Origin of the sequence: Streptococcus sp. CF8_St5-17, from assembly GCF_024295665.1 — a bacterium.
In the GTDB taxonomy this organism is placed as follows: domain Bacteria; phylum Bacillota; class Bacilli; order Lactobacillales; family Streptococcaceae; genus Streptococcus.
The window spans coordinates 217,526-242,165 of record NZ_JANCOU010000001.1; the positions used below are offsets into that span (position 1 = coordinate 217,526).

Annotated in this window: 20 protein-coding genes; 3 read left to right on the forward strand and 17 right to left on the reverse strand. The window is 38.0% G+C overall.

The window, feature by feature from the left end:
* Positions 1 to 6 precede the first annotated feature (6 nt).
* The 5 genes from msrB to mecA form a co-directional block, all read right to left on the reverse strand.
* Positions 7 to 1,122 (reverse strand): peptide-methionine (R)-S-oxide reductase MsrB, encoded by a 1,116-nt coding sequence (msrB, locus tag NMM19_RS01025; RefSeq protein ID WP_178895288.1) that lies wholly within the window; start codon positions 1,120 to 1,122, stop codon positions 7 to 9.
* A 9-nt stretch (positions 1,123 to 1,131) separates the two neighbouring features.
* Positions 1,132 to 1,692: a TlpA disulfide reductase family protein gene (locus tag NMM19_RS01030; RefSeq protein WP_178895289.1), complete on the reverse strand. Its 561-nt coding sequence runs from the start codon at positions 1,690 to 1,692 to the stop codon at positions 1,132 to 1,134.
* 159 nt (positions 1,693 to 1,851) lie between these two features.
* A complete protein-coding gene (locus tag NMM19_RS01035) occupies positions 1,852 to 7,503 on the reverse strand; it encodes a ZmpA/ZmpB/ZmpC family metallo-endopeptidase (protein ID WP_254729668.1) in 5,652 nt (1,883 codons plus the stop codon).
* 1 nt (position 7,504) lies between these two features.
* Entirely contained in the window at positions 7,505 to 8,068 is a 564-nt protein-coding gene (locus tag NMM19_RS01040; RefSeq protein WP_178895291.1) for a TIGR01440 family protein, read from the reverse strand.
* A gap of 145 nt (positions 8,069 to 8,213) precedes the next feature.
* Positions 8,214 to 8,951 (reverse strand): adaptor protein MecA, encoded by a 738-nt coding sequence (mecA, locus tag NMM19_RS01045; protein ID WP_178895292.1) that lies wholly within the window; start codon positions 8,949 to 8,951, stop codon positions 8,214 to 8,216.
* A 124-nt stretch (positions 8,952 to 9,075) separates the two neighbouring features.
* On the opposite strand from mecA, the gene NMM19_RS01050 reads away from it, so the two are divergent.
* The 3 genes from NMM19_RS01050 (at position 9,076) to NMM19_RS01060 (ending at position 12,059) form a co-directional block, all read left to right on the forward strand.
* The gene (locus NMM19_RS01050) at positions 9,076 to 10,554 is read left to right on the forward strand and encodes an oligosaccharide flippase family protein (RefSeq protein WP_178895293.1); all 1,479 of its coding nucleotides are present in this window, start codon (positions 9,076 to 9,078) and stop codon (positions 10,552 to 10,554) included.
* A gap of 144 nt (positions 10,555 to 10,698) precedes the next feature.
* Positions 10,699 to 11,685, forward strand: coding sequence for a ComEC/Rec2 family competence protein (locus NMM19_RS01055; RefSeq protein ID WP_220428597.1), 987 nt, complete (start codon positions 10,699 to 10,701; stop codon positions 11,683 to 11,685).
* A complete protein-coding gene (locus tag NMM19_RS01060; protein ID WP_220428598.1) occupies positions 11,634 to 12,059 on the forward strand; it encodes a hypothetical protein in 426 nt (141 codons plus the stop codon). Before NMM19_RS01055 ends, NMM19_RS01060 begins: the two co-directional genes overlap by 52 nt.
* 54 nt (positions 12,060 to 12,113) lie before the next feature.
* On the opposite strand, the gene NMM19_RS01065 is transcribed toward NMM19_RS01060, so the two are convergent.
* The 12 genes from NMM19_RS01065 to aroB all read right to left on the reverse strand — a co-directional run bounded on the left by NMM19_RS01065 (position 12,114) and on the right by aroB (position 24,635).
* The gene (locus tag NMM19_RS01065; RefSeq protein ID WP_178895294.1) at positions 12,114 to 12,836 is read right to left on the reverse strand and encodes a LicD family protein; all 723 of its coding nucleotides are present in this window, start codon (positions 12,834 to 12,836) and stop codon (positions 12,114 to 12,116) included.
* Positions 12,837 to 12,839: 3 nt separating this feature from the next.
* Positions 12,840 to 14,987 carry a LicD family protein gene (locus NMM19_RS01070; protein WP_178895295.1) on the reverse strand — a complete coding sequence of 716 codons (2,148 nt, stop codon included), beginning with the start codon at positions 14,985 to 14,987 and terminating at the stop codon, positions 12,840 to 12,842.
* An 8-nt stretch (positions 14,988 to 14,995) separates the two neighbouring features.
* Positions 14,996 to 15,961 carry a glycosyltransferase gene (locus NMM19_RS01075; protein WP_178895296.1) on the reverse strand — a complete coding sequence of 322 codons (966 nt, stop codon included), beginning with the start codon at positions 15,959 to 15,961 and terminating at the stop codon, positions 14,996 to 14,998.
* The gene (locus NMM19_RS01080) at positions 15,945 to 16,790 is read right to left on the reverse strand and encodes a phosphorylcholine transferase LicD (protein WP_178895297.1); all 846 of its coding nucleotides are present in this window, start codon (positions 16,788 to 16,790) and stop codon (positions 15,945 to 15,947) included. Before NMM19_RS01080 ends, NMM19_RS01075 begins: the two co-directional genes overlap by 17 nt.
* 141 nt (positions 16,791 to 16,931) lie before the next feature.
* Positions 16,932 to 18,245 carry an LCP family protein gene (locus tag NMM19_RS01085; protein ID WP_178895298.1) on the reverse strand — a complete coding sequence of 438 codons (1,314 nt, stop codon included), beginning with the start codon at positions 18,243 to 18,245 and terminating at the stop codon, positions 16,932 to 16,934.
* On the reverse strand, positions 18,242 to 19,090 hold the full coding sequence (gene pheA, locus NMM19_RS01090) for a prephenate dehydratase (protein ID WP_178895299.1): 849 nt from the start codon (positions 19,088 to 19,090) through the stop codon (positions 18,242 to 18,244). Before pheA ends, NMM19_RS01085 begins: the two co-directional genes overlap by 4 nt.
* Positions 19,087 to 19,563 carry a shikimate kinase gene (locus NMM19_RS01095; protein WP_178895300.1) on the reverse strand — a complete coding sequence of 159 codons (477 nt, stop codon included), beginning with the start codon at positions 19,561 to 19,563 and terminating at the stop codon, positions 19,087 to 19,089. Before NMM19_RS01095 ends, pheA begins: the two co-directional genes overlap by 4 nt.
* Complete coding sequence (aroA, locus tag NMM19_RS01100) at positions 19,556 to 20,839, reverse strand: 3-phosphoshikimate 1-carboxyvinyltransferase (RefSeq protein ID WP_178895301.1); 1,284 nt, start codon at positions 20,837 to 20,839, stop codon at positions 19,556 to 19,558. The genes NMM19_RS01095 and aroA overlap by 8 nt, the downstream gene beginning before the upstream one ends.
* 89 nt (positions 20,840 to 20,928) lie before the next feature.
* Entirely contained in the window at positions 20,929 to 21,267 is a 339-nt protein-coding gene (locus NMM19_RS01105) for a YlbF/YmcA family competence regulator (RefSeq protein ID WP_178895302.1), read from the reverse strand.
* A gap of 11 nt (positions 21,268 to 21,278) precedes the next feature.
* Positions 21,279 to 22,382 (reverse strand): prephenate dehydrogenase, encoded by a 1,104-nt coding sequence (locus tag NMM19_RS01110; protein ID WP_178895303.1) that lies wholly within the window; start codon positions 22,380 to 22,382, stop codon positions 21,279 to 21,281.
* 9 nt (positions 22,383 to 22,391) lie between these two features.
* Entirely contained in the window at positions 22,392 to 23,558 is a 1,167-nt protein-coding gene (aroC, locus tag NMM19_RS01115) for a chorismate synthase (RefSeq protein ID WP_178895304.1), read from the reverse strand.
* Between the two features lie 9 nt (positions 23,559 to 23,567).
* Positions 23,568 to 24,635 (reverse strand): 3-dehydroquinate synthase, encoded by a 1,068-nt coding sequence (gene aroB, locus NMM19_RS01120; protein ID WP_178895305.1) that lies wholly within the window; start codon positions 24,633 to 24,635, stop codon positions 23,568 to 23,570.
* Between the last annotated feature and the right edge of the window lie 5 nt (positions 24,636 to 24,640).

Here is a 24,640-nt window from a genome sequence, read left to right on the forward strand (position 1 = left end):
GAAAACTTACTCAACATAATCTAACAGATAACCATAACCTTTTTCTTCCATTTGATCCTTAGGAATAAAACGTATGGATAGACTATTGATACAATAGCGTAGGCCTCCCTTGTCCTTAGGTCCATCTGTAAAAACATGTCCCAGATGGGAATCACCAGTTCTACTTCTGACTTCTGTTCTGACCATATTATAAGACTTGTCTTCCTTATAGGTCGCAACATCTGGACTGATAGGCTGGGTAAAACTAGGCCAACCACAGCCCGATTCAAATTTATCTTTCGAAGAAAAGAGAGGTTCGCCAGTCGCCACATCTACATAAAGACCTGCTTCAAATTTATCCCAGTAACGATTTGAAAAGGCACGTTCTGTTTGACCGTTTTGAGTCACTGCATACTCTTCAGGAGAGAGAAGTTTTTTCAATTCATCGTCACTCGGTTTTGGATATTTACTAGAATCAATGACAGGATAGGCTGCTTGATTGACATTGATATGGCAATATCCATTAGGATTTTTCTGGAGATAGTCTTGGTGGTAGTCCTCAGCCACGATAAAATTTCTTAAGGCTTCTTTTTCAACCGCTATAGGTTCGTCGTACTTCTTAGCAACTTGATCAAAAACTTGATTGATGACTTCTAGGTCTTTTTCATCTGTATAGTAGACTCCCGTGCGATATTGGGTTCCTACGTCATTACCTTGCTTGTTTTTACTAGTTGGATTGATAATACGGAAATAATGGAGCAAGATTTCTTTTAAGGAGATTTGATTGGCGTCATAGGTCACATGAACAGTCTCAGCATGCCCGGTTTGGCCAATCAATTCATACTGGGTTGTTTCTCCTCTACCATTCGCATAGCCAGAAACAGCATCTGTCACACCCGCTACTCGTGAAAAATACTCTTCGACTCCCCAGAAGCAACCTCCAGCTAGATAGATATCATGTAGGTCAGCATCTTTACTTGGTTGAGTTTTTTTCGTGACTTTTTGCCCTTGACTAACTGCTGCCTTCTCAATTTGAGTGGTATCTGTGTAGCTTGCGCTCCTTTTTTCCAAAAGAAATAAAAGTCCGATGATGATGCAAATGATCACTCCAATTAAGAGTATTGTTTTTAATTTATCATTCATAATAAGCCTCTAATTCATAGTCTTTAAATTCTCTAAAATAGTTTCCTTGTCCATAAAGCCTGGTTGAGTCTTCACCAATTTGCCTTCTTTATCAATAAAGACCTGAGTCGGATAAGAACGAACTCCGTAACTCGCTAAAAGTTGTCCCGAAGGGTCTAGAAGGACAGGGAGATTTTTATAGTCTAAACCCTTATACCATTTTTGGAAGGCTTCTTCTGCTTGCTCTCCTTTTTGACCAGGAGAAACAACTGTCAAGATGACAAAGTCATCGCCAGCTTCTTTTGCCAGTTCATCGGTATCAGGGAGGCTGGCTAGACAAATAGAGCACCAAGATGCCCAAAATTTGAGATAGACTTTTTTGCCTTTATAATCTGATAGGCGATAAGTTTTACCATCAACTCCCGTAAGCTCAAAGTCTGTAACTGCTTCTCCTTTTTTTGCAGTTTGAGAGCTAACTTGTGCATTTTTGTCTCCATTTTGCTTATCAGCTTGATTCTCCATCTGATTGTTACAAGCCGATAGACAGACCAGACTAGCGCAGACCAATACAGTTGCTTGCCATGTTTTCATCTTCATCACCTTCTTTTTTGTTATATGAATATAGATATTCATTTTGTAGTTCTATTATATACCTACCTTGCTAAAAATACTTGGAATCTGTTTGGAAAATTCTTAAAACCCTTGGGAACCAAAAAACTCTCACCTGCTTAGCAGATGAGAGTCAATTGATTATTTAAAGATAGAAGTTTTAAAGCTATCTGTTTGTTGAAGAAGTTTCTTAAAGAGTTTTTCTTTCAAAGTGACAGTATTGTCAAATTTAACAGAACCATTCTTCAAGCTTGCCTTATCTTTTTCAACAGCAGCAGCAAATGCTTGTTTCAAGTCCTCATAAGAGTTATACGTTGTACCATCAATTTCAATAGATTGAATTCCATGTTTGGCACTTGTCACAACTTCATTGAAGTAAACTTTCTTCCAATCTTCAAGATTGTTGAATTTTCCATCAGAAATCTTGTTAATGATGAAGTCATCACCTAGAGTATCTTTACCAGCTTTTTTAGATTCAGCTTTTAGCATGTTAGAAGCATAGTTTAGGAAGCCTTTTTCGTAGCCATAGTAACCCCAGATTCTGAAAGTATTGTGTTTAAATGACATCGCTCCTGGAGCACCTTCACTTGTATTACCACCATAGATACCAGTCATCATTGGAACAGTGACATAAGCAGAATCAAAGTCAGATGGATTATAAACTCTGTTACCTGGACCACGATTGGTCATGAAGTTGTTAGTTACTAGGTCATCTACTGTACGTAATGGAATAGTCTTTTCATCATCACTCAAAGGACGTACCTTATCGAATTGATTCTTGGTATTATTTCCTCGGTATTGTTTGTCTACTTTCTTGAACCAAGCGTTGTTTAAATCTTGATTTGCCTTATCCAGGACAGCTTCTCCTTCAAGATAATCCAGAAGCATGAGGGTGTCATTATAACCCTTCATGTAACGATCAATTTCGTCACGTGATTTAAGGTCATTTGGATTAGTGTTATACCATTGATTTCCATCGTTTGGACGTTCATAAGCCATGTTGAGACCAAGGGCTTTGTATTCACCATTTGGATTTGATACAGACGGAGTTTGTAACATTCCTTGAGCAAATGCTTCAAGATCTGTTCCTTCACGGTGTCTTGAGCCACCTAGATAAACCATTCGGTCATTTACGTGAGTTGTTTCATGAGTAAAGGCAGAAACCCCAAAATCACTAACCATATCCGTCACCATAAAGAAGACAGAATCATCCTTATATGGATTCGCATAAACGCGAGCCACAGCTCCCATACGGCCATCAGTCGCATGGTAACGATCTGTAGGTCCATACAATTCACGGATAGGCGCCACATCTTTACCACTGTTTGTATGGCCATAACGATCAGTACTAATGCCCTTATAATTCTGGTTGTCCAGTACAGGTGTCGGAACCATATTATTGCTCTTCAAGAGCTGATTACGGACTTTATCTAGAGATAGACGTGACCAGAAATCCAGGTAATTCTGTTGACCTTTCGCAACCTTGTCAATTTCAGCTTTGAAGGCATTCCGTTCTGCTTCAGTGTTCTTACCATATTTTTCAAATGAACTATAGGCCATGGTATTGTATGTTGAAATCAAGAACATGTGGGCATCTTTTAAGTTCAAGAGTGGTAAGATCATCTTGCCGTGCATATCGTTATTTAAACCTTCGTAGGCTCTATGTTTCTTATCTGCAAAATCAGGATTTGTTGTTTTTGGTTCCACGATATAGACATTATCTTTGGTTGCTTTGATGAACCAATCATTCAAGTCTGTATCTTTTGTGAAGAGTTCCATGTTATATTTGAGGAAGTCATTTAAATTGCCTGATAGAGTATGTTTAGCAACTACTTCACGGAAGGCATCATGCGTGCGAGTTCCTTTTACATAGTCTTCTTTTGAACCAATTTCAATCAAACGGTCTAATACATTGACGTTCTTACCATAGAAGTCTGGCTTGAACAACATGAGTTGCTTGATATTGAAATCATCAAACTTCACTCCGTAATAACGGTTAAGGTAAGATAGGCCAAGGAGAACCGCTGCCTTGTTATCATCAATTTTCTTGATCAAAGCACGCTTAGCAGCCTCATCTGTGTTTAATTGATGGTCTTGGTTTTCAACCAGTTGTTTGACAAAGTGAGTCAGATTATCCTTAACTTCTTTGAAGGTTTCTTCAAGATAAAGGTTCTTAATAGCATTAACTTTGTTTGGACCAGTTCTACCAAGGTGCGTGTAGATTGGGTCAGATTGTAATTCCACAGGACCCAATTTTTCAACAATAGCATTGATGAGATCACTACGGTCCTTGTCAACCATATTCGGAGTATAAACAACTTCACCAAGTTCTGCAATACCGTACTCTTTCACTTGTTTCACTTTTGAATCTTTAGGTGAAATGGTAAAGATATCTTTTGTCTTATCTGCATAGTGGATCATAATATGATCAGCATCAGCTAATTCCGTCACAAAGGTATTGCCTTTCATAGCAGTTACAGACAATACTTCTTTAGTCAAGAGAGGACTTCCTGCAGCTAATTTATTACCTTGGTCTACAATCCACTCTTTATTATAGAAAGGTTGAAGTTTTGCAATATTACGGTAAGCTAGCTCACGAGTCGCATCATAACTATCAATTGCTTTGTACTGATCGTCTTTGTTTAGACTGTTATTAAGCTTGTCTTCAATAGGTTTGTTGCTGGTAAATTTATCAGCAGTGATTCCCATTGCTTCAATTTTTTTCTCGGCTTCTGCCAGTGAGATACTTGGAATTTTACGGGAGTTGTTAAAGGATTTCTTCCCTTCACTCACACCATCAACACTATAATTACGTTTGGTTCTTGAATAAGTGAAGTAGTCGTCAGCATCAATATCTGAGTGACCAAACACCACCTCACCTGTTTTGACTTTCATCATAGTGATGTTGTCTTCAATAGTACCTAAGGCCCAGTTAGTACCCAGCAATCCACCAGACTGAACAGCTTCTTTCAGTTCGATAGAACCTTTAGCAACTGAATTTCTTAGGACCCCTTCTTTACCGACCGTGTAGTTATTAGCACCATTTTGAGATGAATAGACTAGACCTGCAGCTTTGGCTTTATTACCAGTGATCTCAGCATCAACGTATGCTTTCTCAACAACACCCTTCCAGTTTTCACCAAGAACACCAGCTAAATAGCCTCCTCTGTTGCCAGCAGCATGAAGTTTACCTATAAAGGCGACATTACTTACTTTTCCACTACCATCAATTTTATTGATAATACCAGCTACATCATTGTTACCGACAACATTTCCAGTTACTTTGACGTTTTCAATAGTTGCATTATTTTTGATGACATTAGCAATTGGAGCTACTCGATCAACTCCAGGCATATCAATATTGACATTTTCTAGTAAGAGATCCTTAACTGAACCACCTTCGATGTTTCCAAATAATGGTTTAGTGATATTATGAATAGCAAATTTATTACCATCAGTACTTCCCAATGAACCTTTAAAGGCATTGGTTACATAAGATTTGCCAGCAGCTGGTACATTATTAGCATTCATATTGCTACCAAGTTTAAATGTACCAGTAGGATTTGCTTGCATAGCTTTTACAAGTTCATTAAAGTCGTAATACACATCACCTTCATGAGCTTTTGGCTTAGGTAAATAGTGTATATACTCTTCAGTGAAACGATTCTCTGCAGTACGTTGAATCAAATCTGGTGCTTTAGCAGTTACTTTGTAAAGTTTATTTCCATCTACAGTAACTTCTTCGATTTTATCAACAGCTAGTTTAGTAACCTTATTGTCATGAGTGGTAACTTTTAAGTAGTAAGGCTTAACATTCGATGGTTTTTCAGACAAGAGACTACTGTCGGTCTCATTACCTTGGTCATCCACACTGATTAAGCTTGTTTCCTTAATATTTTTGACTTCAACTTTTTTAAGGTCGATTCTCAGTGGTTCTTCCTTAAGAATTTCTTCTTCGTCACCATTACCACGATCATACACCATGGTCGTTGCAAGTGTATAATCCTTGTAATAATCTAGATCAGCTAAAGCTGTCGCAAGATTAGACTCTGAAATAGCAAATGTCTTAATAACTTGATCGCCTTTTTTCAACACTGCTTGAATAGACTTGATAGTCACTCCATCTGGTTTTTTAAGGCTATAAGTTGCTTTTGCACTTCGATTCAATTCTTCTGTATCAACTTTAGTTAATGTTAGAGTAGGTTTTTCTAATTCCTTAGTACCTTTTTTGATAATGTGGTCTTGTGCCTGTTCAAGAACTTCTTCTGAAACAGTAGGCGCATCTGCAGTTTTCACACCCTTGATAGTCTTGTAAACTTTGGTAATTTTCTTCTTACCATTCTTACCTACCTGAGCAACTGTTTCAGTTCCCTTGAGTAGACTAGAATCTTGTTCCATTATCGTTTTAAAAGGAACTTCTTCAACAGAAACTTCTTCGGTTTGGCCTTCAATTGGTTTGGTTCCATGACTAATTTTTTCAGCTACAGGAACTTTAACAACTTCCGTACTAGTGCTGATAGCTTCGCCAACTTTCTCCCCATCTACAGTTTTGTAGACACGATGTATGAGTTGACTACCAGCTTCACCCTTTTGAACAACACTTTCTTCGTCTGTATAGCGATTAGCATCCGATAGGTATTCTGTAGTGTAAGGAATTGTAACCGTTTCTGATTCAGTCACAGTTGACTCTGTCACCTTGTATTCTGGCAAGCTCGGTTGAATGAGAGATTCACCCACATGACCTTCCTCTTGAGTGCCCTTAGCTGTCACTTCGCCTGTATATTCTGGAAGTTCAGGTTGGATTGGAGATTCTCCTACATGACCTTCCTCTTGGGTACCCTTGGCTGTCACTTCGCCTGTATAGGCTGGGAGTTCAGGTTGGATTGGAGATTCTCCTACATGACCTTCTTCTTGAGTACCCTTGGCTGTACTATTCTCTGGTTGGGCTGGAGACTCTGGTTTGACAGGAGACTCACCAATAGGAGCTTCTTCTTTGGTGTCCTCAGTTGTTTCTTCACTTGTATGAACAGGAGGTTCTGGTTGAACGAGAGATTCACTTCCTTGAGTTTCTCCCTGTGTTGCTGTAGTTGTAGTCTCTTCGCTGTAGGTTGGAAGCTCTGGTTGAACAAATGATTCGCCTTCACGAGCTTCTTTTGTCACTTTATCTGTAACCAAGTTGTTGTCTTGGTTATTTTCAGGCATAGAAATTTTAAAATCAGCTTCTTTGAAGTAACCAATATAGTCATATCCATCAATTTGAATAACTCCATTCGCTAAATCTTCTTTACTACATGAAGAGAGTGTCTGATTATAAGATTGTAGGACCTGATTTTCAAAAGCCTTAGCAGTAAGAGGAATAAAGTAACTACCTCCAAGGGCACCAATCAGTAGGATTCCAACTACCTTATTGCGATGTTTCTTAGATATTAAGAGGACCGCTAAAGAAGCCGTTGCAAAACCGAGCCCCGCTAGCGCTAATTCTTTACTTCCAGTATTTGGTAACTGCTGGCTTCCAACTTCTTTTTTTCTATAAACAAGATAAACAATATCATCTTGTTCTAAATTCGACGGAAGCTCTCTATGAATAAGGGCTTTTTCAGCTTCTGTCAGCTCTTGCTCTGCCAAATAGCGATAGTGTACCTGATTTGGCTCACAAACTTCATTAGCTGCTACTTGATCAAGCAAGAGGTTATTAGCACCAAAAAGCAAGGCCCCGATGATAGCAGAACCCACTCCAACAGAGAACTTTCTAATAGAATATTTTATAACCTTTTCAACTTGTTTCTTTTCCATTTTACGATTTCCTAATAGCATCTTGTGGGTATTGAGCACGCGCCCCTCCAATCAGTTTTGGACGACTAGCGAGCGCAGTTACGTGGGCATGGCCGATTGATTTTAAAACTGGACGTATAGGTACTTGAACATGCTTGATATGCATCCCAATAGCCGTATCTCCAATATCAAGGCCTGCATCAGCTTTGATAAATTCGACCTCAACTGGGTCTTCCATATAGCGAAAGGCCGCCAATTGACCAGAACCTCCCGCATGCAGAGTCGGCAGAACACTCACAATTTCGAGATTGTATTTGATAGCAACCTCTCGTTCCACTACCAAGGCACGATTAACATGTTCGCATCCTTGAACTGCTAGATGGATACCTTTCGCTGACAGAATCTCTAATATTTTTTGAACAATCAATTCTCCAATTTCTTGACTAGAGGCTTCACCGATGTGTCCTCCTATCACCTCACTGGACGATAAGCCTAAAACAAAGAGAGCCCCCTCATGGAGAGAAGCCTTTGCCAGCACATCTTCTAGGGTTTCCTCTATCTCTTTTTGTAAATGTCCTTGGTCCATACTTTACCTCGCTTATTTCTTTCTATGATATCGTTTTTTCATTATTTTAGCAAGCTAGGGACATTGGCCTAAGTCCTATTGACTCTTCTACTTTTTAATCAAAAAAGACAGAGAATTTATATCCCTGCCTCATTTTTATCTATCTTTAGACCTTTTGAAGTCCTTGAACAGCATCATGATTGATGATGACTTGTCCATATTCTTGAAGGACTGAGCGACTGATATCACTATCATCCGCAAATTCGCGCATACGTGCCAATAACCATGCTGGATAAAGACTTGGATGATCCTCTACATCAACCAAAACTGTTAGATAGTATTGGTCATTCATCTTGTAGAGTTCTGAAGTCTCCATTTGGTAATCAACCGTTTTAGCAAAAGAAACTAAACTAGCTAGGTTGTCAAAACGTAAGATGTAGTAGATATAAGGTTCTCTTTTCCCTTCATCCACCTCAGCAATTTCATCAATTGATGCTTCCTCTTCTTTTTCAACCTGCTCTAAAGATTGAATGGCTTCAATATCCTCTTTAGTTTTCTCTGCCATGGTTTTCTCCAAAGTCTTCAAAAATTCATCTGGAGACATTTTCGCTAACTCATCCATATCTGGAAGATCTGCCAAATCTTCAAAATCCAAGTTTTGGTCAATCTTAGACTTGGTCACAAAGACATCAACCTTATCAGGCTTCGGTGTCACTCGGAAGCTAAGCATTCCTGTATCCAAAAAGCTGTCTGGCATTTCTAACTCATCCAAGATTGCATAGAAAAACTCTTCTGTTTTTTCCTGTGGAATGAGAAAGTCTGCGATTTCCATTCCACGATCCATCAAATCTTCTAAAGACATCGTGATTTTTAAAGTCGTATCACTGATTTGTTTCATTTTCATAGTCCGTAACCTCATACTTTCAGTTCTATCTATTATACAAGATTTAAATGATTTTATCAAAAGAATGGCGTTGGAATGTGATATAATACTAGTATCTATTTTAGAATGTAAGAAAGAAAGTTTCATGAAAAATATAAAAGTTAACGCTTTGGCTAGCTTGCTGGTCAATATTTTAAACATCGTTTTTCCCCTGATTACTAATCCCTATCTAACACGGATTCTTAGTAAATCAAATTACGGCTACTTTAATACAGCTAACACCTGGGCGAGCTTTGTCATTCCACTAGCTGCCTTTGGGATTTACAATTATGGGATTCGAGCAATTAGTAAAGTAAAGGATGACAAAAATAAGATTAATTATGTCTTTTCTAAGTTGTTCTATATTTCGCTCATTACTTCAGTTGTAACAACAGCTATCTATTTCCTCTTTATTTATTTTGATACTAGTATTGTCAATCTAAAAATCCTTTACTATATCCTCGGAATTCAAGCCCTTTTCCAATTCCTAAATATTGAGTGGATGAACGAAGCCTATGAGAACTATTCATTTATCCTTTATAAAACACTAGTTATTCGTATTGGAATGTTAGTGGCTATCTTTGCCTTTGTCAAAACACCTGATGATATCGTTCCTTATGCTATTGTCATGAGTGCAACAACCATTATCAACTATCTACTCAGTTTCTTATGGATCAAACGAGAGGTTTCTTTTGTCAAGATTGAAGTCATCGAACTCATCAAAGCATCTAAGCCTCTCTTAACCATGCTCCTTCTAGCAAATGCCAATATGCTCTACACCTTGTTGGACCGTATGTTCATTACTAAAGGACCTGATGAGAATTACATCTCCTACTACACTATTGCTTCAAGTATTGTTATGCTGATTGCTAGTGTCCTGAGTGGAGCTATCAATGTCAGCATTCCTCGACTTGGTTACTACTTAGGAAAAAAAGATTACACTTCATACAAAAATCTGGTAAACCAAGGTGCGGCTCTCTTCTACTTCCTTATAATTCCAACTAGTATCGGGATTATGGTTTTAGGAACTTATGCGACTGTTATCTACTCTTCGGAGAAGTATATAGAAGCAGGAATTGTAACAAGCGTCTTTGCCTTTCGAACCATTATCTGGGCTATCGAATTAATCCTTGGTAAGCAAATTATCTTTATCAATGACCACGAAAACCGATTAACAGCTTTCTACTTTATCGGTGGTGGTGTCAATGTCATCCTAAACTCTCTACTCCTTTTCAACAACATCTTTACTCCTGCCTACTACATCGGAACAACGATTATTGCTGAGGCAATCGTAGTTCTACTTGAAATCCGCTTTATTCAGAAACATAAACTCTTGGATTTGAAAGAAATTTTTGGAACATTAGCTCGCTACACAGTTGTGTCACTAGGCTTTATTCCAATTTACTATATCTGTAAAATTCTCTTCCAAGTTCAGTCATACACAGTGAATATGGCTATGCTCAGTATGGTGGTAGCTACAATTGCCGGATGTGCTATCTATTACACTGTCGCTCTCTTTATAATTAAGGATAAAACCCTTCACTATGCACTCGGTTTAGCGCGTGCCAAACTTAAAAGAAATTAAAAGAACTATAATCTACTCATAAGGAGATAGCATGATAAAAAAAAAATATATATATCAATCCTTATATTCCTTGCTACTTTAATAAAACCAGTTTTAGCAAATGATAGACTTCATATCATAATTGTTGCTGATTGGTCCGATGCCATGATACTAGAAAGCAACGGACATTTTGCAATGATAGATACTGGAGATGATTTTTCTTATCCAGACGGTTCTAACCCTAGATACCCCGATAGACCAGGAATTGAGAAAGATCCCAAAGCAATTACTGAAGATAGATTACTATCTCATATTGAACAATTAGGTATTAAAAATTTCGATTTCATAATCATAACACATGCACATTCCGATCATATTGGCGCAGCTCACGATATTCTAAAAACAATACCTACTCAAAAAATATACATAAAAAAATATAGTGATGAGCGTCTCACAGATAAAACAGGTCTTTGGGATAATTTGTATGGATATGAACGAGCTTTACAGGCTGCCCTAGAAACAAATACTACAATTGTTCAAGAAATTTCTGAAAAAGATTCACACCTAACTCTTGGAAATATAAAAATTGATTTATTAAATTATGAGAATGAATACGAAAATGATGGCTCATTAAAGAAAGTATATGATGATAATTTGAATTCAATTTTATCAATAGTAAATATTAATAATACAAAAATTTTCTTAGGAGGGGATTTAGAAAATACTGAAAGACATATAGAAGAGAAATATGCACCTTTGATTGGACATGTAGATGTCATGAAATTTAATCACCACGTAGAAACAACTAAATCTAATACGAAAGAATTTGTCGACAAACTTAATCCTAAGAAAATTATAAAAACAGGGATTAGACCAGTAGAAGAAAAATACGCTGAATATCTTAAACAAAAAAATATCAGCATTATAAATGCCGGACAACTAGATAGAGCAGCAATCTCTCTCGAATTCAACAATGGAAATGTTACTGATGTATCTGATGAATACCCACATTATGGATTTTATACCAATGATGGTATTCTAAAATTTAAAAATTGGAAAAATGAAGCTCCTGAAGATGGTTGGACACAACACAACGATAATTGGTATATTTCTTTGATTCTGGTACAGTCGCAGTTGGTTGGAAATATATAGATAAAAACTGGTTTTATTTTAATCAAAACGGAGAACTTCAAACAGGGTTAGTTGATGATGGAAATAGTCTATACTATATTGAAAAAAATACAGGTATGCTAACTAACACTTGGAAAGAAATTAATTCCAAAGAAACCTATTACTTCAAAGAAAATGGCAAAGCAGCTAAAGATGAGTGGATGGATCGTTATCATTTTGAAAATGATGGAATCCTTAGTAAAAATAAATGGATTGGTATTTTTCATCTGAATCATTCTGGAAGAGTTAGCCTTACAGATTACAGAAACTATCTATTTATTATATTCACACTTGCTATAGCTTTAATCTTTTTGAAACTTAAGAAAAAATATAAAGATAGAATCATAAAAAAATAATTAAAGATAAAAGAAATGAGCTGGATCAAATCCAGCTCATTTCTTTTATCTATTTTAGTGTTCAAATAATTTAATCAAAAGGACTTTAGCCATTTTAGCATCTCTTTGTTTGTAAATTGGATTTTCTTTCCAATTATAATTGGTATTTGGAGTTTCAAAATCAGCTCCATACAAGTGACTGATATAGTCTCTTGTATTCTCTGGAATTTTCACATCCACTCCCTTAAAGTTAACAACTTGTAATTGACTGAATGGCAATTCGTAATGATAGACCTCATGACGAGTTGGGGTTCCCAAAGCATTGATCATAAAGAAAATAGTATCTGAGGAGATTGTTTCCCCCTTTTTAGTATAAACAATAAGGTCGACATTCAGTCCTTTAAAACTATAGGATAGTTCTACCAATTGATCATTATAGTAAAATTCTTTAGTTCTTGAAAAACCTCTAGCCAAGAGATATTGTTCATCCTCTACAAAGCGTTGATAATCTGGAATAATGATACCAAAATCCATATCCAAGTCATGGCTAATAAAATCATTTTCTCTGTAGTAGCCCAATAGAGTCCCGAAATCCAACCAAATATCATAATCTTTCAAAGGAGAACTATAGATTGTATTGAGAATCTCCTCAAAATTATCTTTTAATAACTCACTTCTCTTTGAATCCAATTCAATGTTCGCTTTGTTATTGAGACTTTTAATGATTGGCAAGTTTTTTATGAGGTCTTTTTTGTCCCCTAAAAGACTTGCCAAGCTTCTTTTTAACCATTGTAACACGTCTTACACCTCTTTTATATAAGCGACAAAATCATCATGTTTCACTCGTTTTTCAACTGGAGGAATTTCCATGAAATCATCACCATAGATAGCTGATAAGATTTGATGAGAAGCCTCAGGGATTTTGTAGGTTCTATCTTCAAATTGACTATCAATTACCTTATCAAGTAGAGTCTTCCCAAATTTTGTAGAAGTTCTCTTATTTTCCATCAAATAATCGATAGAATCACTATCTTTAGCCTGCATAGATAGTAGATTCATTTTTTTATTCCAAGTTTTTACTCTTGTTAAACGAAAAACAAGAATCAAGAGATATCTGACAATATTCTTTAATCCAGCACTCTTGCTATGAATACCATAGAGGGTATAAACAGATAGTCTACGATAGGTATCTAGTTTAACCATCTCTTTGTTGACATCAGCGTAATAATCAAATGGAAATACATCAACGCAAATTCCTAGTTCAATATCATTTTCAATGTAGTTGTTCTCATAAACTGTACGTGCATCATATACTCGATAAAATGGATACGGATAGCGTTTATCATTTTCCCATGATGCGACTTTATAAATCGGATCGTTATCATTTAAAACAGCTTGGTATAATTTATCATACTCATCACGTTTTAAAGAGATATCAACATCATCATCCCAAGGAATATAACCCTTATGTCTAACGGCTCCTAATAGAGTTCCATAAGCCAAAGAATAATTAATATTCTCTTTTTGGCAGAGATTATGAATGTAGTCCATTACTCCTAATTCTACTTCTTTAATCTCTTCTTCAGATAGCCTTCTGTATCCATCTCTCTTTTTAGAAATAACAGAGAAATAATATCCTGAAATCATAAATAGAATACAACCCAACAATGAAATACCATAGAGAGTTGAGCTCAAGAACAAATTAGAAATTAAGATAACAACCGTCATGAGTAAACCAGAAATAAGCTCATTATCTGTTATCTTGTCCTTTTTGTCTTTTAGGAATTTCTTGATGCTGGCACAGATAAATGAAATCATAAAAGCAGCAAAAGGTAGGAAACCTAGTATACCATTATAGAAAAGTAGTTCTAAATATCCATTATGAGTCAAGTAATGCTCTTTAATGATATATGCACTTGCGTCATAAGTTTTCCCTAACTCATACCAGTTACCTGCTGAGTAACCAAATAGTAGTCTCTTTGGAATAAATGAAGCTGTCGATTGCCAAATAGCAAAACGATTATTGGAGATATTTTCTTCGCTAGTATCAGTTCTCTCTAAAGTTAAATTATTGTTTTCCCCTTTTTCTTTATTGAGCTGAATTTCCGCAGAATGAGCTTTTAAATACAAATCACTGCTATACTTTACACCATTATATGATAAAAATACTAGCCCAACTGTTAATAATACAGTGACAAAAGATTTCGCCTTATTGCTATATTCAAATTTTATCAAAGAATAAAGAAGTGCTGCTACAACTAAACAAATATATGTCGTTCTTGAACCTGATAGAACTATATAGGCAAAGTTTAAAATTATGGAAGAAATGGCAAGAGTCTTAATAACTTTGTTTAAAACAGAAAGTCTCATCCATAAATAAATAATGATGATTAAGGAAATAATTGAAAGATAGTTGGGACTTGCTAAAATACCGAACAAGCGTGACTCAACAAATCCTTGACGAATCAACAAACCTTTATAGTCGAAAACTCTATATCCGATTAGCATAAAAAATTGAACAAGAGATAAGAAAACCCCAACAGTGTCTGCAACAGTAATTACTGAAAAGAATACGTTAAACAAAATTCGAGATTTTTCTCTACTAAAGTTTTGAAAAATTGGGTAAATAGCAAAGAAATAGATAAAGAACACTACCAAGTTCTTGATATTTGTTGAAAAACCATACTTCATCACCAGTAAACTTGTGATAATATTCATGGCAAAAAAGATGATTAAGTACTCAATTTTTCTAACAAATAAATAGGCCTTCTTTACAAAGAAATTATATAAACCTAATAGGACTCCCAAAAGAGTCATACCTAAGGTAACAAATTTATTTGCAGAGATAAATTGAAGGGGAACAATGAGTCCCGCCATACAATAAAAAGATATGACTGATAAAAATACCAGATTAATTTTAAAATAGTTTTTCTCAATAATAGAAATCATTTTCTCTCCTAACGGGTATGTTGACGAAGTAAAATCTGTGTGTAGAGTTTTCTGCTAAATAGTAGAGCCAAGAAGCTAATTTTTCTAGCATTCGTAAATCTACTATCTTTTAAAATATTCACTCTATTCTGTTTTAGATAATTTATCAATTTATCTTCTAGTAGTTTATCTTTAAAATTAGAATCAATCAACAATCTATCCAAGACATAGAAATAGGCCCAATTTAATCGCATGGTTGCGACATCGGCGATTGCGGGATAGTGCTCTCTTATTATATTCGCATTTTGCTCATATGCTTCAATCACATTTAAGAATTTTAATGAGAATTTTTGTGTGGTAATACTATTTTCACGATGGACATAATAATACTTCTTCTCATTGGTTGCAACAACCTTCTGACATTGATCTAGTAAACGAATCATAATAAAGGCATCTTCTGCAATTTTTCCAACTTCAAATCTCAAATGATTAAAGAGCTCTTTTTTATATAATTTATTAACAGCAGTAACTGATAAGACCTTTGCTTCCATAACCATTTTTATAGCTTCTTCCGAAGAAAGTTCCCAAGTTTTAATCTCTGAGACTTGTTTTTCAGGTATTTGATTATAGACATCATAGTGTCCACACATTGATAAATCTGCATTCGACTCTCTTAATTGACGGTAGAGTGTTTCGTACATATCTTCATCAATATAATCATCACTATCAATAAAGCCAATTAAATCTGAACTAGCATGATCAATTCCAGTATTTCTAGCTGCTGATAGGCCACCATTTTCTTTATGAATCACACGAATTCGTTGGTCTCTCAAAGCCAGCTGATCACATAAGTCACCACTCTGGTCTGTCGAACCATCATTAATAAGAAGCAATTCAAAATTGGTATAAGTCTGCTTTAAAATCGACTCAACACATCGTTCAAGATAATTTTCTACGTTGTATACAGGAACAATGATACTAATTTTTTCTTGCATTGTATTCTCCCTTATATTCTGTATAGCTCTTATCCATATCTGCTATTACGGCATCGTGGTGAGGTACTTGCTTGTCTGCCGGAGGCGGTGTCATGTAATCACCAAAAGCTGTGCTAAGATAAGCGTCATAACCAACCGGAATAGGCATTTCTGTGCCTTCGAATGGCAGGAAAATGTTATCTTCAAAAGCCTGAATTGGATACTTATTCTTCATGTATCCTGGCCCTGAACATAATTCTGTAATGCCATCACTTTCAGCTGGTCCATACTTGGTCATTTCTTTCTCAGCCTTTTTCCAGATACGGTAGAGAAGCGACTTAGGAGTTAATCCTAGTAAAATGGTACTACCCCACTTCATGAGAGCTCCATGCTTTTCTGGAATGGTTTGTGCACAAAATAGAGAATAAATCAAAGCCCAGCGGACCTGTTTCTTGCGCTCTGCTAGATTTTTAGGGTAGTAGTCCAAGGGAAGAACATCCAAAGCCAAGCCGTGTGGTAAATCCAAATCTTGTTGATAAGGCTTGATACAAGTCGTCTCCTTATCTCGAATCGTGATAAAAAGGTTACGATCTACATAATCTTTAGAACTCTTTGATAGGAAGTAACGCTTATCCGCATATAGAGGCCATAACTCTGCTAGTTTTTCATAGTCCTTTCGCGGCATAAAGAAGTCCAAATCATCATCCCAAGGGATGAATCCCTTATGACGCAAAGCACCGATAGCACCTCCGCCACATAAATAACAGAGCAAGTCATGTTCTTTACAAAAGGCGACAAAATATTCAGCCATCTCTAAGCTACGGGCTTGAATTGCCTTTAAATCACTCATCTCATTCTCATCCTCTTCTATAGAATTACATCATTTCATTATACCATAAAAATGACCCAAAAATCCATCTGATTATGTAAAAATCAAAGCCTGAAGCACCTATTTTATTAGATGTTTCAAGCTTTGATTTTAATGTTTTTATCATCTAAATCCCATTTGGGCTAGTTTATTCTGGTAGGCTTTTTGATCCACTCGAAGTGCTAGACCTCCATATACATCATAGTCATCTACCCAGTCTCCAAGTTCCGGTACTGTTAGTCTTTCAATACCGTTCTGACCTCCTTCGAGGACGGATAAACCGTTGGTCAACAAGAAAGTATAAGGAAGGTTTGTAGATGTCATGGCGAATACTTTACCAAGTGCTTCTGAACCTGTGAAAAGTTTTGTAGGATCTTTAATTTGCTGTAAAACAGCCGTCATGACTTGTTGCTGTCTACGAGTGCGTCCATAGTCGCCTTCATCATCATCACGGAAACGTGCATAGTTGAGAAGAGTTGAACCGTTCATTTGTTGTGTCCCAACTTTAATAGTCTGTGTAGGTGATTCGGTTTCTGTCGCATGCAAGTCATCACCGACTGTCGCTTCTTTAACTGGAACACCATTTAGGGTTGAAAATTGAGCATCAATGGTCACACCGTCAGGGAAAAGCGTGTCAATAGCAGTCGCAAAGGCTTGGAAATCTACAAGAGCATAGTATTTGATATCTAGGTCAAAATTATCTTTAAGGACCTTACGTACCATTTCAGCCCCTTGTTTTCCTTCTTGTTCACCTAATTCGTAGGCTAAGTTCAACTTGTGGTCAGTTTGTTTTTGTCCGTTAATAACTTGGCTATAACCATCAATATAAACTAGGTTATCTCGCATAAAACTTACAAGCTTAAGTTTTTTATCTTTACCACTTACATTCAGAACCATAATAGAATCTGTCCGTGTTTCTGCACTATTCTGTCCAATACGGCCGTCTGTCCCTAAAATAAGAATATTGACACCATCTCTTGTATCCTGTCCATTGAAAACTTCAACTTGGGCAGCCTTGGCATCTTTTGGTTTGTCTGAATCAGCTGTTTGCATCCCTTTCAAAAACATGATGATCATTCCAACTAACACAAAAAGCAATAAGGTGAAAACCCATCCAAACAAACGTTTAAAAGAGAACCCTCTTTTCTTTTTGAGCTTCTTGACTTTTTGTTTTGGAACTTTATGTCGAGAGCTGCGACTTCTTTTGCCATAAGTTGGAAGGCCTATATTAGATTCTTCTTGAGGGAGTTCTTGCAAATCTTCGAATTCTTCCAAGTCCTCACGATAAACCTGACGAACTTCTTGTTGCGGCTTATCCAATTTAGCTTGTAAAAAAGCAAACTCCCGCTTTTCTTTATCATTTAGATAGTGGATGTTTTTTAATAGATAGTCATAACGTAGTTTCTCATGGTGTGTCAGAGGATTTTCTCTAGTCATTCCTTCTCCTTCCCTTTATCCTGTATGGTATAGATAGGGTAAGCTCCTAGTACTTTATAGTGGATGCCAATCGTTTCTAATTCTTTTTGAGCAAAATGGACCAATTCTTTATCTCTGTAGTCCACATCAATGATAAAAAAGTACTCACCTAGTGCTGTTTTTAGGGGACGACTCTCAATCTTAGTTAGGTCAATCCCGCGCCAAGAAAAGGTAGAAAGCGCCTTATATAAAGCTCCTGGAAGATTGTCTGGCAAGGTAACTGCTAAGCTCATTTTTTCAGTTGCATCTTGTAAAGGAATCTGTGGCAACTCTGCACCCAACACCCAAAAGCGAGTGAAATTGGCTTCCATCTCTTGAATATCTTGAGCAATTAATTCCAAACCATATTCACCAGCCGAACTTTTGGGGGCAATGGCCGCAAAAGGCTGATCTGGATGCTCGGAAACATAGCGCGCAGCGTATGCTGTACTGGCAGTGACTTCTAGTTGAGCATCTGGATAATGCTCATCGATAAATTTCTTTCCCTGAGCCAAGGCCTGCGGATGAGAAAAGATTTTCTCAATTTTAACTTGCCCTGGCACCGCCATCAACTGTTGATGAATTGGCTGCACAATCTCCGCCACAGCTTGAATACGAGCTTGATGAAAAAGATAGTCTAAGGTCTCATGAACACTACCTTCAATGGAATTTTCAACTGGCACTACTGAATAGTCTACCAAACCTTGTTCATAGGTCTTGATAACGTCCGTAATATTTGAAAAAGGCTCTAGTTCCTCATTTGGAAAAGCCGTCTGCACAACATGGTGCGAAAAAGATCCTTTGGGACCTAGATAGGCAATTTTCATGTCAGTTCCTCTATAATTTCCTCTGGGCTTAATCTTGATACATCAACAATCTGACTAGCCACTTCCTCATACCAGATTTGTCTTTCATTAAAAATCGCAGCCAAATCTTCCTTGCTATTGTTTAAAAATAGGGGGCGTTGGTTGTCCTTATCGGCTGAAATACGCTGGTAGAGAGTCTCAAAATCTGCTTTTAGATAGATATTCTCTGGATTTTGCTTTAGTAAGTCTCGATTACGTGGCGAAATAACAATCCCTCCACCAGTAGAAATAACTTTGTCTGTCTTTAGCAGGTCAGCTAGGACTTCTTCTTCTACCTGACGAAAGGCTCCTTCTCCTTTTTCTTCAAAGAAACGAGCAATCGACATCCCCAGTCGTTCTTCCAGCATGGCATCCATGTCTACGAAGTCAGGATCTAATCCTCTAGCGACGGTAGATTTTCCTGCACCCATAAAACCTAGTAAAAACTTAGCCATGAATTAAAGTCTCCAAATCATCAAAGAAGCTTGGGTAACTAGTATTGATAGCTTCGGCACGATCCAATTCGACCTCTCCATCTGCAACTAAAAGAGCTGCAATGGCTGTCATCATGCCGATACGGTGGTCCCCAAAGGTATTGACTCTGGCTCCATGGAGAGCAGATTTCCCTTTGATAATCATGCCGTCTGCTGTAGGAGTAATAGTTGCTCCCATGCTATTTAAAGCATCTGCGACAACTTGAATGCGATCTGTTTCTTTAACCTTGAGTTCTTCTGCATCTTTGATGACCGTTTGCCCTTGAGCTTGGGTAGCAAGGAGCGCGATAATCGGTAATTCATCAATCAAACGTGGAATCAAGGCTCCACCAATTTCTATCCCTTTTAGGTCTGAAGTTCCAACAGTCAAGGTTGCAGATTTGGCAATTGGATCAATATCAGTAATCTCTAATTTCCCACCCATAGCTCGGATAACATCGATAATACCTGTACGTGTTTCATTAATACCGACATTCTTAAGCACCACACGAGAATTTGGCACAATCAAACCTGCTACTAACCAAAAGGCTGCACTAGAAATATCTCCTGGTACGACAACTGTTTGTCCACTAAGTTTCTGTGGCCCTTGAACAGTGATTTTCTTACCATCGACACTCAAGTCTCCTCCAAATTGACGTAACATATCTTCTGTATGATTACGAGTGCACTCCTTTTCAATGATGACTGACTGACCCTGAGCCTGCAATGCTGCAAAAATCAAAGCTGACTTAACTTGAGCAGAGGCAATCGGCAATTCATAATGAATAGGTCTTAATTTTGTTGTCCCTTTTAAGTATAAGGGTGGCAAGTCTCGTTCTGTTTGACCTGAAATGCTAACTCCCATTTTTTTCAAAGGAAGGGTCACACGATCCATCGGACGTTTGGAAAGACTGTCATCCCCAAACATCTCCACTTCAAAGTCTGCACCAGCAAGGGCACCTGAAATCAAACGAATAGAGGTCCCAGAATTCCCCATATCTAGAGCATTTTGAGGAACTTTCAAACCATCCATACCAACACCTTGAATGGTAACGACACCCTCCTTGTCCTCAATCTCAACGCCGAGGTCACGAAATACCTGCATGGTTGACAAGACATCTTCACCACGCAAGATATCATAAACCTTCGTTTCACCCTCAGCCAAGCTTCCAAAAATGATAGAACGATGACTGATGGACTTATCCCCTGGTACGCGAATACTACCATTCAAATGCTTAACGTTTGTTTTTAACTTCATACTAGACCTCATACTGACAATACTTTTTCTTATTTTATCATAAAAAGTCAGAAATTTCTTAAAAATTCCTGACTTTATGAGGTGAATTCTTATTTTAAAAGTTCTGAAATTGGTTCAAAGACAATTTTTTCAATATCAGAAAGGTAGATAGAAAGTTGTTGCTGTTTTGCAAAGAATTCTGACAAGAGAGCATTGCCTTGAATCAACTTACCAAAGTTTTCCATTTTTTCCTGGAAAGAAGCGTCTGGAATTTGACCAGTTTGGGCCATGACTTGGATTTCATGCTGAAAAGCAATATAATCCGCAAAAATTTTGCTAGCTTCTGCATCTGCTTGGATGGCATCTCTAGCTTCCTTAACTGCCTTGTATTCAGGCAATTCGCGTAGTCCACGACTAAGTGCATTTGCACTATCATAAATATTTGACATGATTGTCCCCCTTATTTTATTACGACTGTGTAATCAGTATTTTCTGTAATGACTTGCTCAGCACGTTTTAAATCCTGAGCATTCTTAAATGAAATTTGTAGAATCCCGTGAACATCCTCACGGTTTTCCTCGTTAATATGGATATTGACCAAGGAAGTTCCTCGTAGCAATTCCAAGATACGCAAGATAACATCTTCCTCATCGGGAACATCGACATAGAGGTCATAAGAACTGTCAACACCGCCACGTTTATGGATTTCCATAGCTTGGCGTTGTTCCCGCGCTTGATTGAAAAAGTTCCAGATTTGGTTTTCGTCACCCTTACTGATAGCTTGCTCAATCTCGTCCAAACGCCCCTTGAAATCCTCGATGCGTTCAATAATGGTCTCCCGATTGGATAAGAGGATAGAAGTCCACATTCCTGGCTCACTTTCGGCAATTCGAGTCATATCACGGAAACCACCTGCCGCAAAACGTCGGGCCATCTCATGCTCTTCAGCATAACTGGCAGTTTGTTCCATCAATCCTGATGCTAAGATATGCGGAAAATGACTGATCTGAGAAGTCACTCGGTCATGCTCTGTAGCATCGATTTCAATGAAACGAGCGTGAAGACCTGACAGCAAGCCCTTCATTTCTTCGAGCGTATCCTGGGTTGTTAAGCTCGAAGGCGTAAAGATATAGTAGGCATTTTCAAAAAGATTAACATCGGCAGAAGCGGCTCCTGTCTTATGACTCCCTGCCATAGGATGAGCCCCTACAAAGCGAACAGGCTTATCTGCAAAACACTTATCTGCTGTAGCCACAATAGCTGACTTGGTCGATCCAGCATCGGAAATAATGACGCCTTCCTTTAAATCTAAGCTTGCCAACTTCTCGATAAAATCAAGTGTTTGTTGGATAGGAAGTGACAAAATAATAATATCCGCTAGTGGAGCAAAACTAGCAAAATTATCCGTCGCACGGTCGATCATTCCTCGCTCCAAGGCAATATCTCTGGACGCCTGACTACGATTGTATCCCAAAATCTCATAATCAGGATGATCTCTTTTGATGCCCAGTGCCATTGAAGCACCAATCAAACCAAGCCCTGCGATATAGATGGTTTTTGCCATAAGAACTCCTTAATAATTCTTTGTATACTCCCGATGATTAGCAACAGCTTCTTTTAATTCTTCCAGATTATCTGAGGAGAATTTCTCTAGAATTTCTTGGGCCAAGACCGTTGCTACGACTGCTTCCATAACGACACCAGCCGCTGGAAGAGCAGTTGGATCACTTCTCTCCACCGTTGCCTTATAAGGCTCATGGGTTTCAATATCAACGCTCATCAGTGGCTTATAGAGTGTTGGAATTGGTTTCATAACCCCACGGACAATAATCGGTTGGCCGTTAGTCATACCACCTTCGAAACCACCAAGATTATTAGTACGACGAGTATAGCCATCTGCTTGTGACCAGAGGATTTCATCCATGACTTGACTACCCTTGAGATAACCTGCTTTAAAACCAAGACCAAACTCCACACCCTTAAAAGCATTGATGGAAACAACTGCTTGAGCTAATCTTGCATCTAGTTTTCGATCCCATTGGACGTATGAACCCAGACCAACCGGAACACCACCGACAACCGTTTCAACAACTCCACCAATGGTATCACCATCGCGTTTGATTTGGTCAATATAGTCCTTGATCTCCTGCTCACGTTCTTGGTTAACGATAGAAACTTCTGACTGGGCAGCTAGTTTCTTAATCTCTGTGACTGTCAAGTTTTCTGGAACATCGATTTCCTTACCACCAAAGACAACAACATGGTTAGCAATTTCAATATCAAGCTCAGCCAATAGTCGTTTAGCCACAGCCCCGACTGCTACTCGCATAGTCGTTTCACGGGCAGATGAACGTTCTAGGGAATTTCTCAAATCATCAAAGCGGTATTTGATACCTCCTACCAAGTCAGCGTGACCAGGGCGAGGATGAGTGATTTTTCGTTTGCTTTTAAGTTTGTCTTCAATATCCTCTGTTGACATGATATCCAACCATTTTTGGTGGTCTTTGTTAATAACATCCATGGTAATGGGAGCCCCTGTCGTCTTTCCATGACGAACACCAGAAGTAAAGACAACCTGATCACTCTCAATCTTCATGCGGCCACCACGACCGTAACCTCCTTGGCGACGTTTGAGATCCTCATTGATATCCTCGGCAGTTAAAGGAAGGCCTGCTGGAATTCCTTCAATAATCGCTGTCAGACGAGGACCGTGTGATTCTCCTGCTGTTAAATATCTCATACATTCTCCTTATTTTACCAAGTAATCTTTCATTTCTTCGAGTGAGACGGCGTGAATAGTAGCTGAACCAAGCTCTGGTACCAAAACTAACTTCATAGTGTTTCCACGCGCTTTTTTATCATGAGTCAAAGCCTGATAAAGCTTATCAACATCCCAGTTTTCATAATCAACAGGAAGGCCAAATTTCTGACACATTTCTCGGATTGACTGAGTGATTCCAACTGGCATAAGGCCTTTTTGTTCTGCGACCTTTGAGACCTGAACCATTCCCATCGCTACTGCCTCACCGTGCATGACACGTCCATAACCAGCAGTTGCTTCAATAGCATGACCAATTGTGTGACCATAGTTTAGATAGAGACGAATGCCATTGTCCAATTCATCTTCAACTACCATCTTGCGCTTGACCTGGCAAGAGTGCTCAATCAAACTTTCTGAATGTTCCAAAATGCTTTCCACAGAACCATCCATTTTAGATAATAGGTCCCAAAGCTCTGGATCTTCGATGAGGCCATACTTGATGACTTCACCCATTCCTTCAATCAATTCTCTCTTCCCTAAGGTTTCAAGAACAGTTGGGTCAATCAAAACACCATCAGGCTGGGCAAAAGTTCCCACCATATTCTTAGCAAAAGGAGTATTCACTCCTGTCTTACCACCGATTGAAGAGTCGACTTGAGCAGTCAAACTGGTCGGAATTTGAACAAAGTGAATACCTCGCATATAGGTTGAGGCTACAAAGCCAGCCAAATCACCAACGACACCACCACCTAAAGCTACGATGCCGTCACTGCGAGTCAAGTCTTGCTTAACTAGAAATTCATAAGCTTTTTGAACCGTGGTTAAATTTTTTCGCTCTTCACCCTCTAGGAAGTCAAAAACCGCCACTTGAAAACCAGCATCCTCTAGGCTCAATTTAACTTTTTCTGCATAGAGAGAAGCCACATGGTTATCGGTAATGATAACGACTTTTTGCGGTTGCCAAAGTTCCCGCAACCATTTTCCTGCTTGAGACAGGCATCCTTTTTCAATCTGAATATCATAGGGATGGTGGGGAAGGTCTATTTTGATTTTCATAGCAG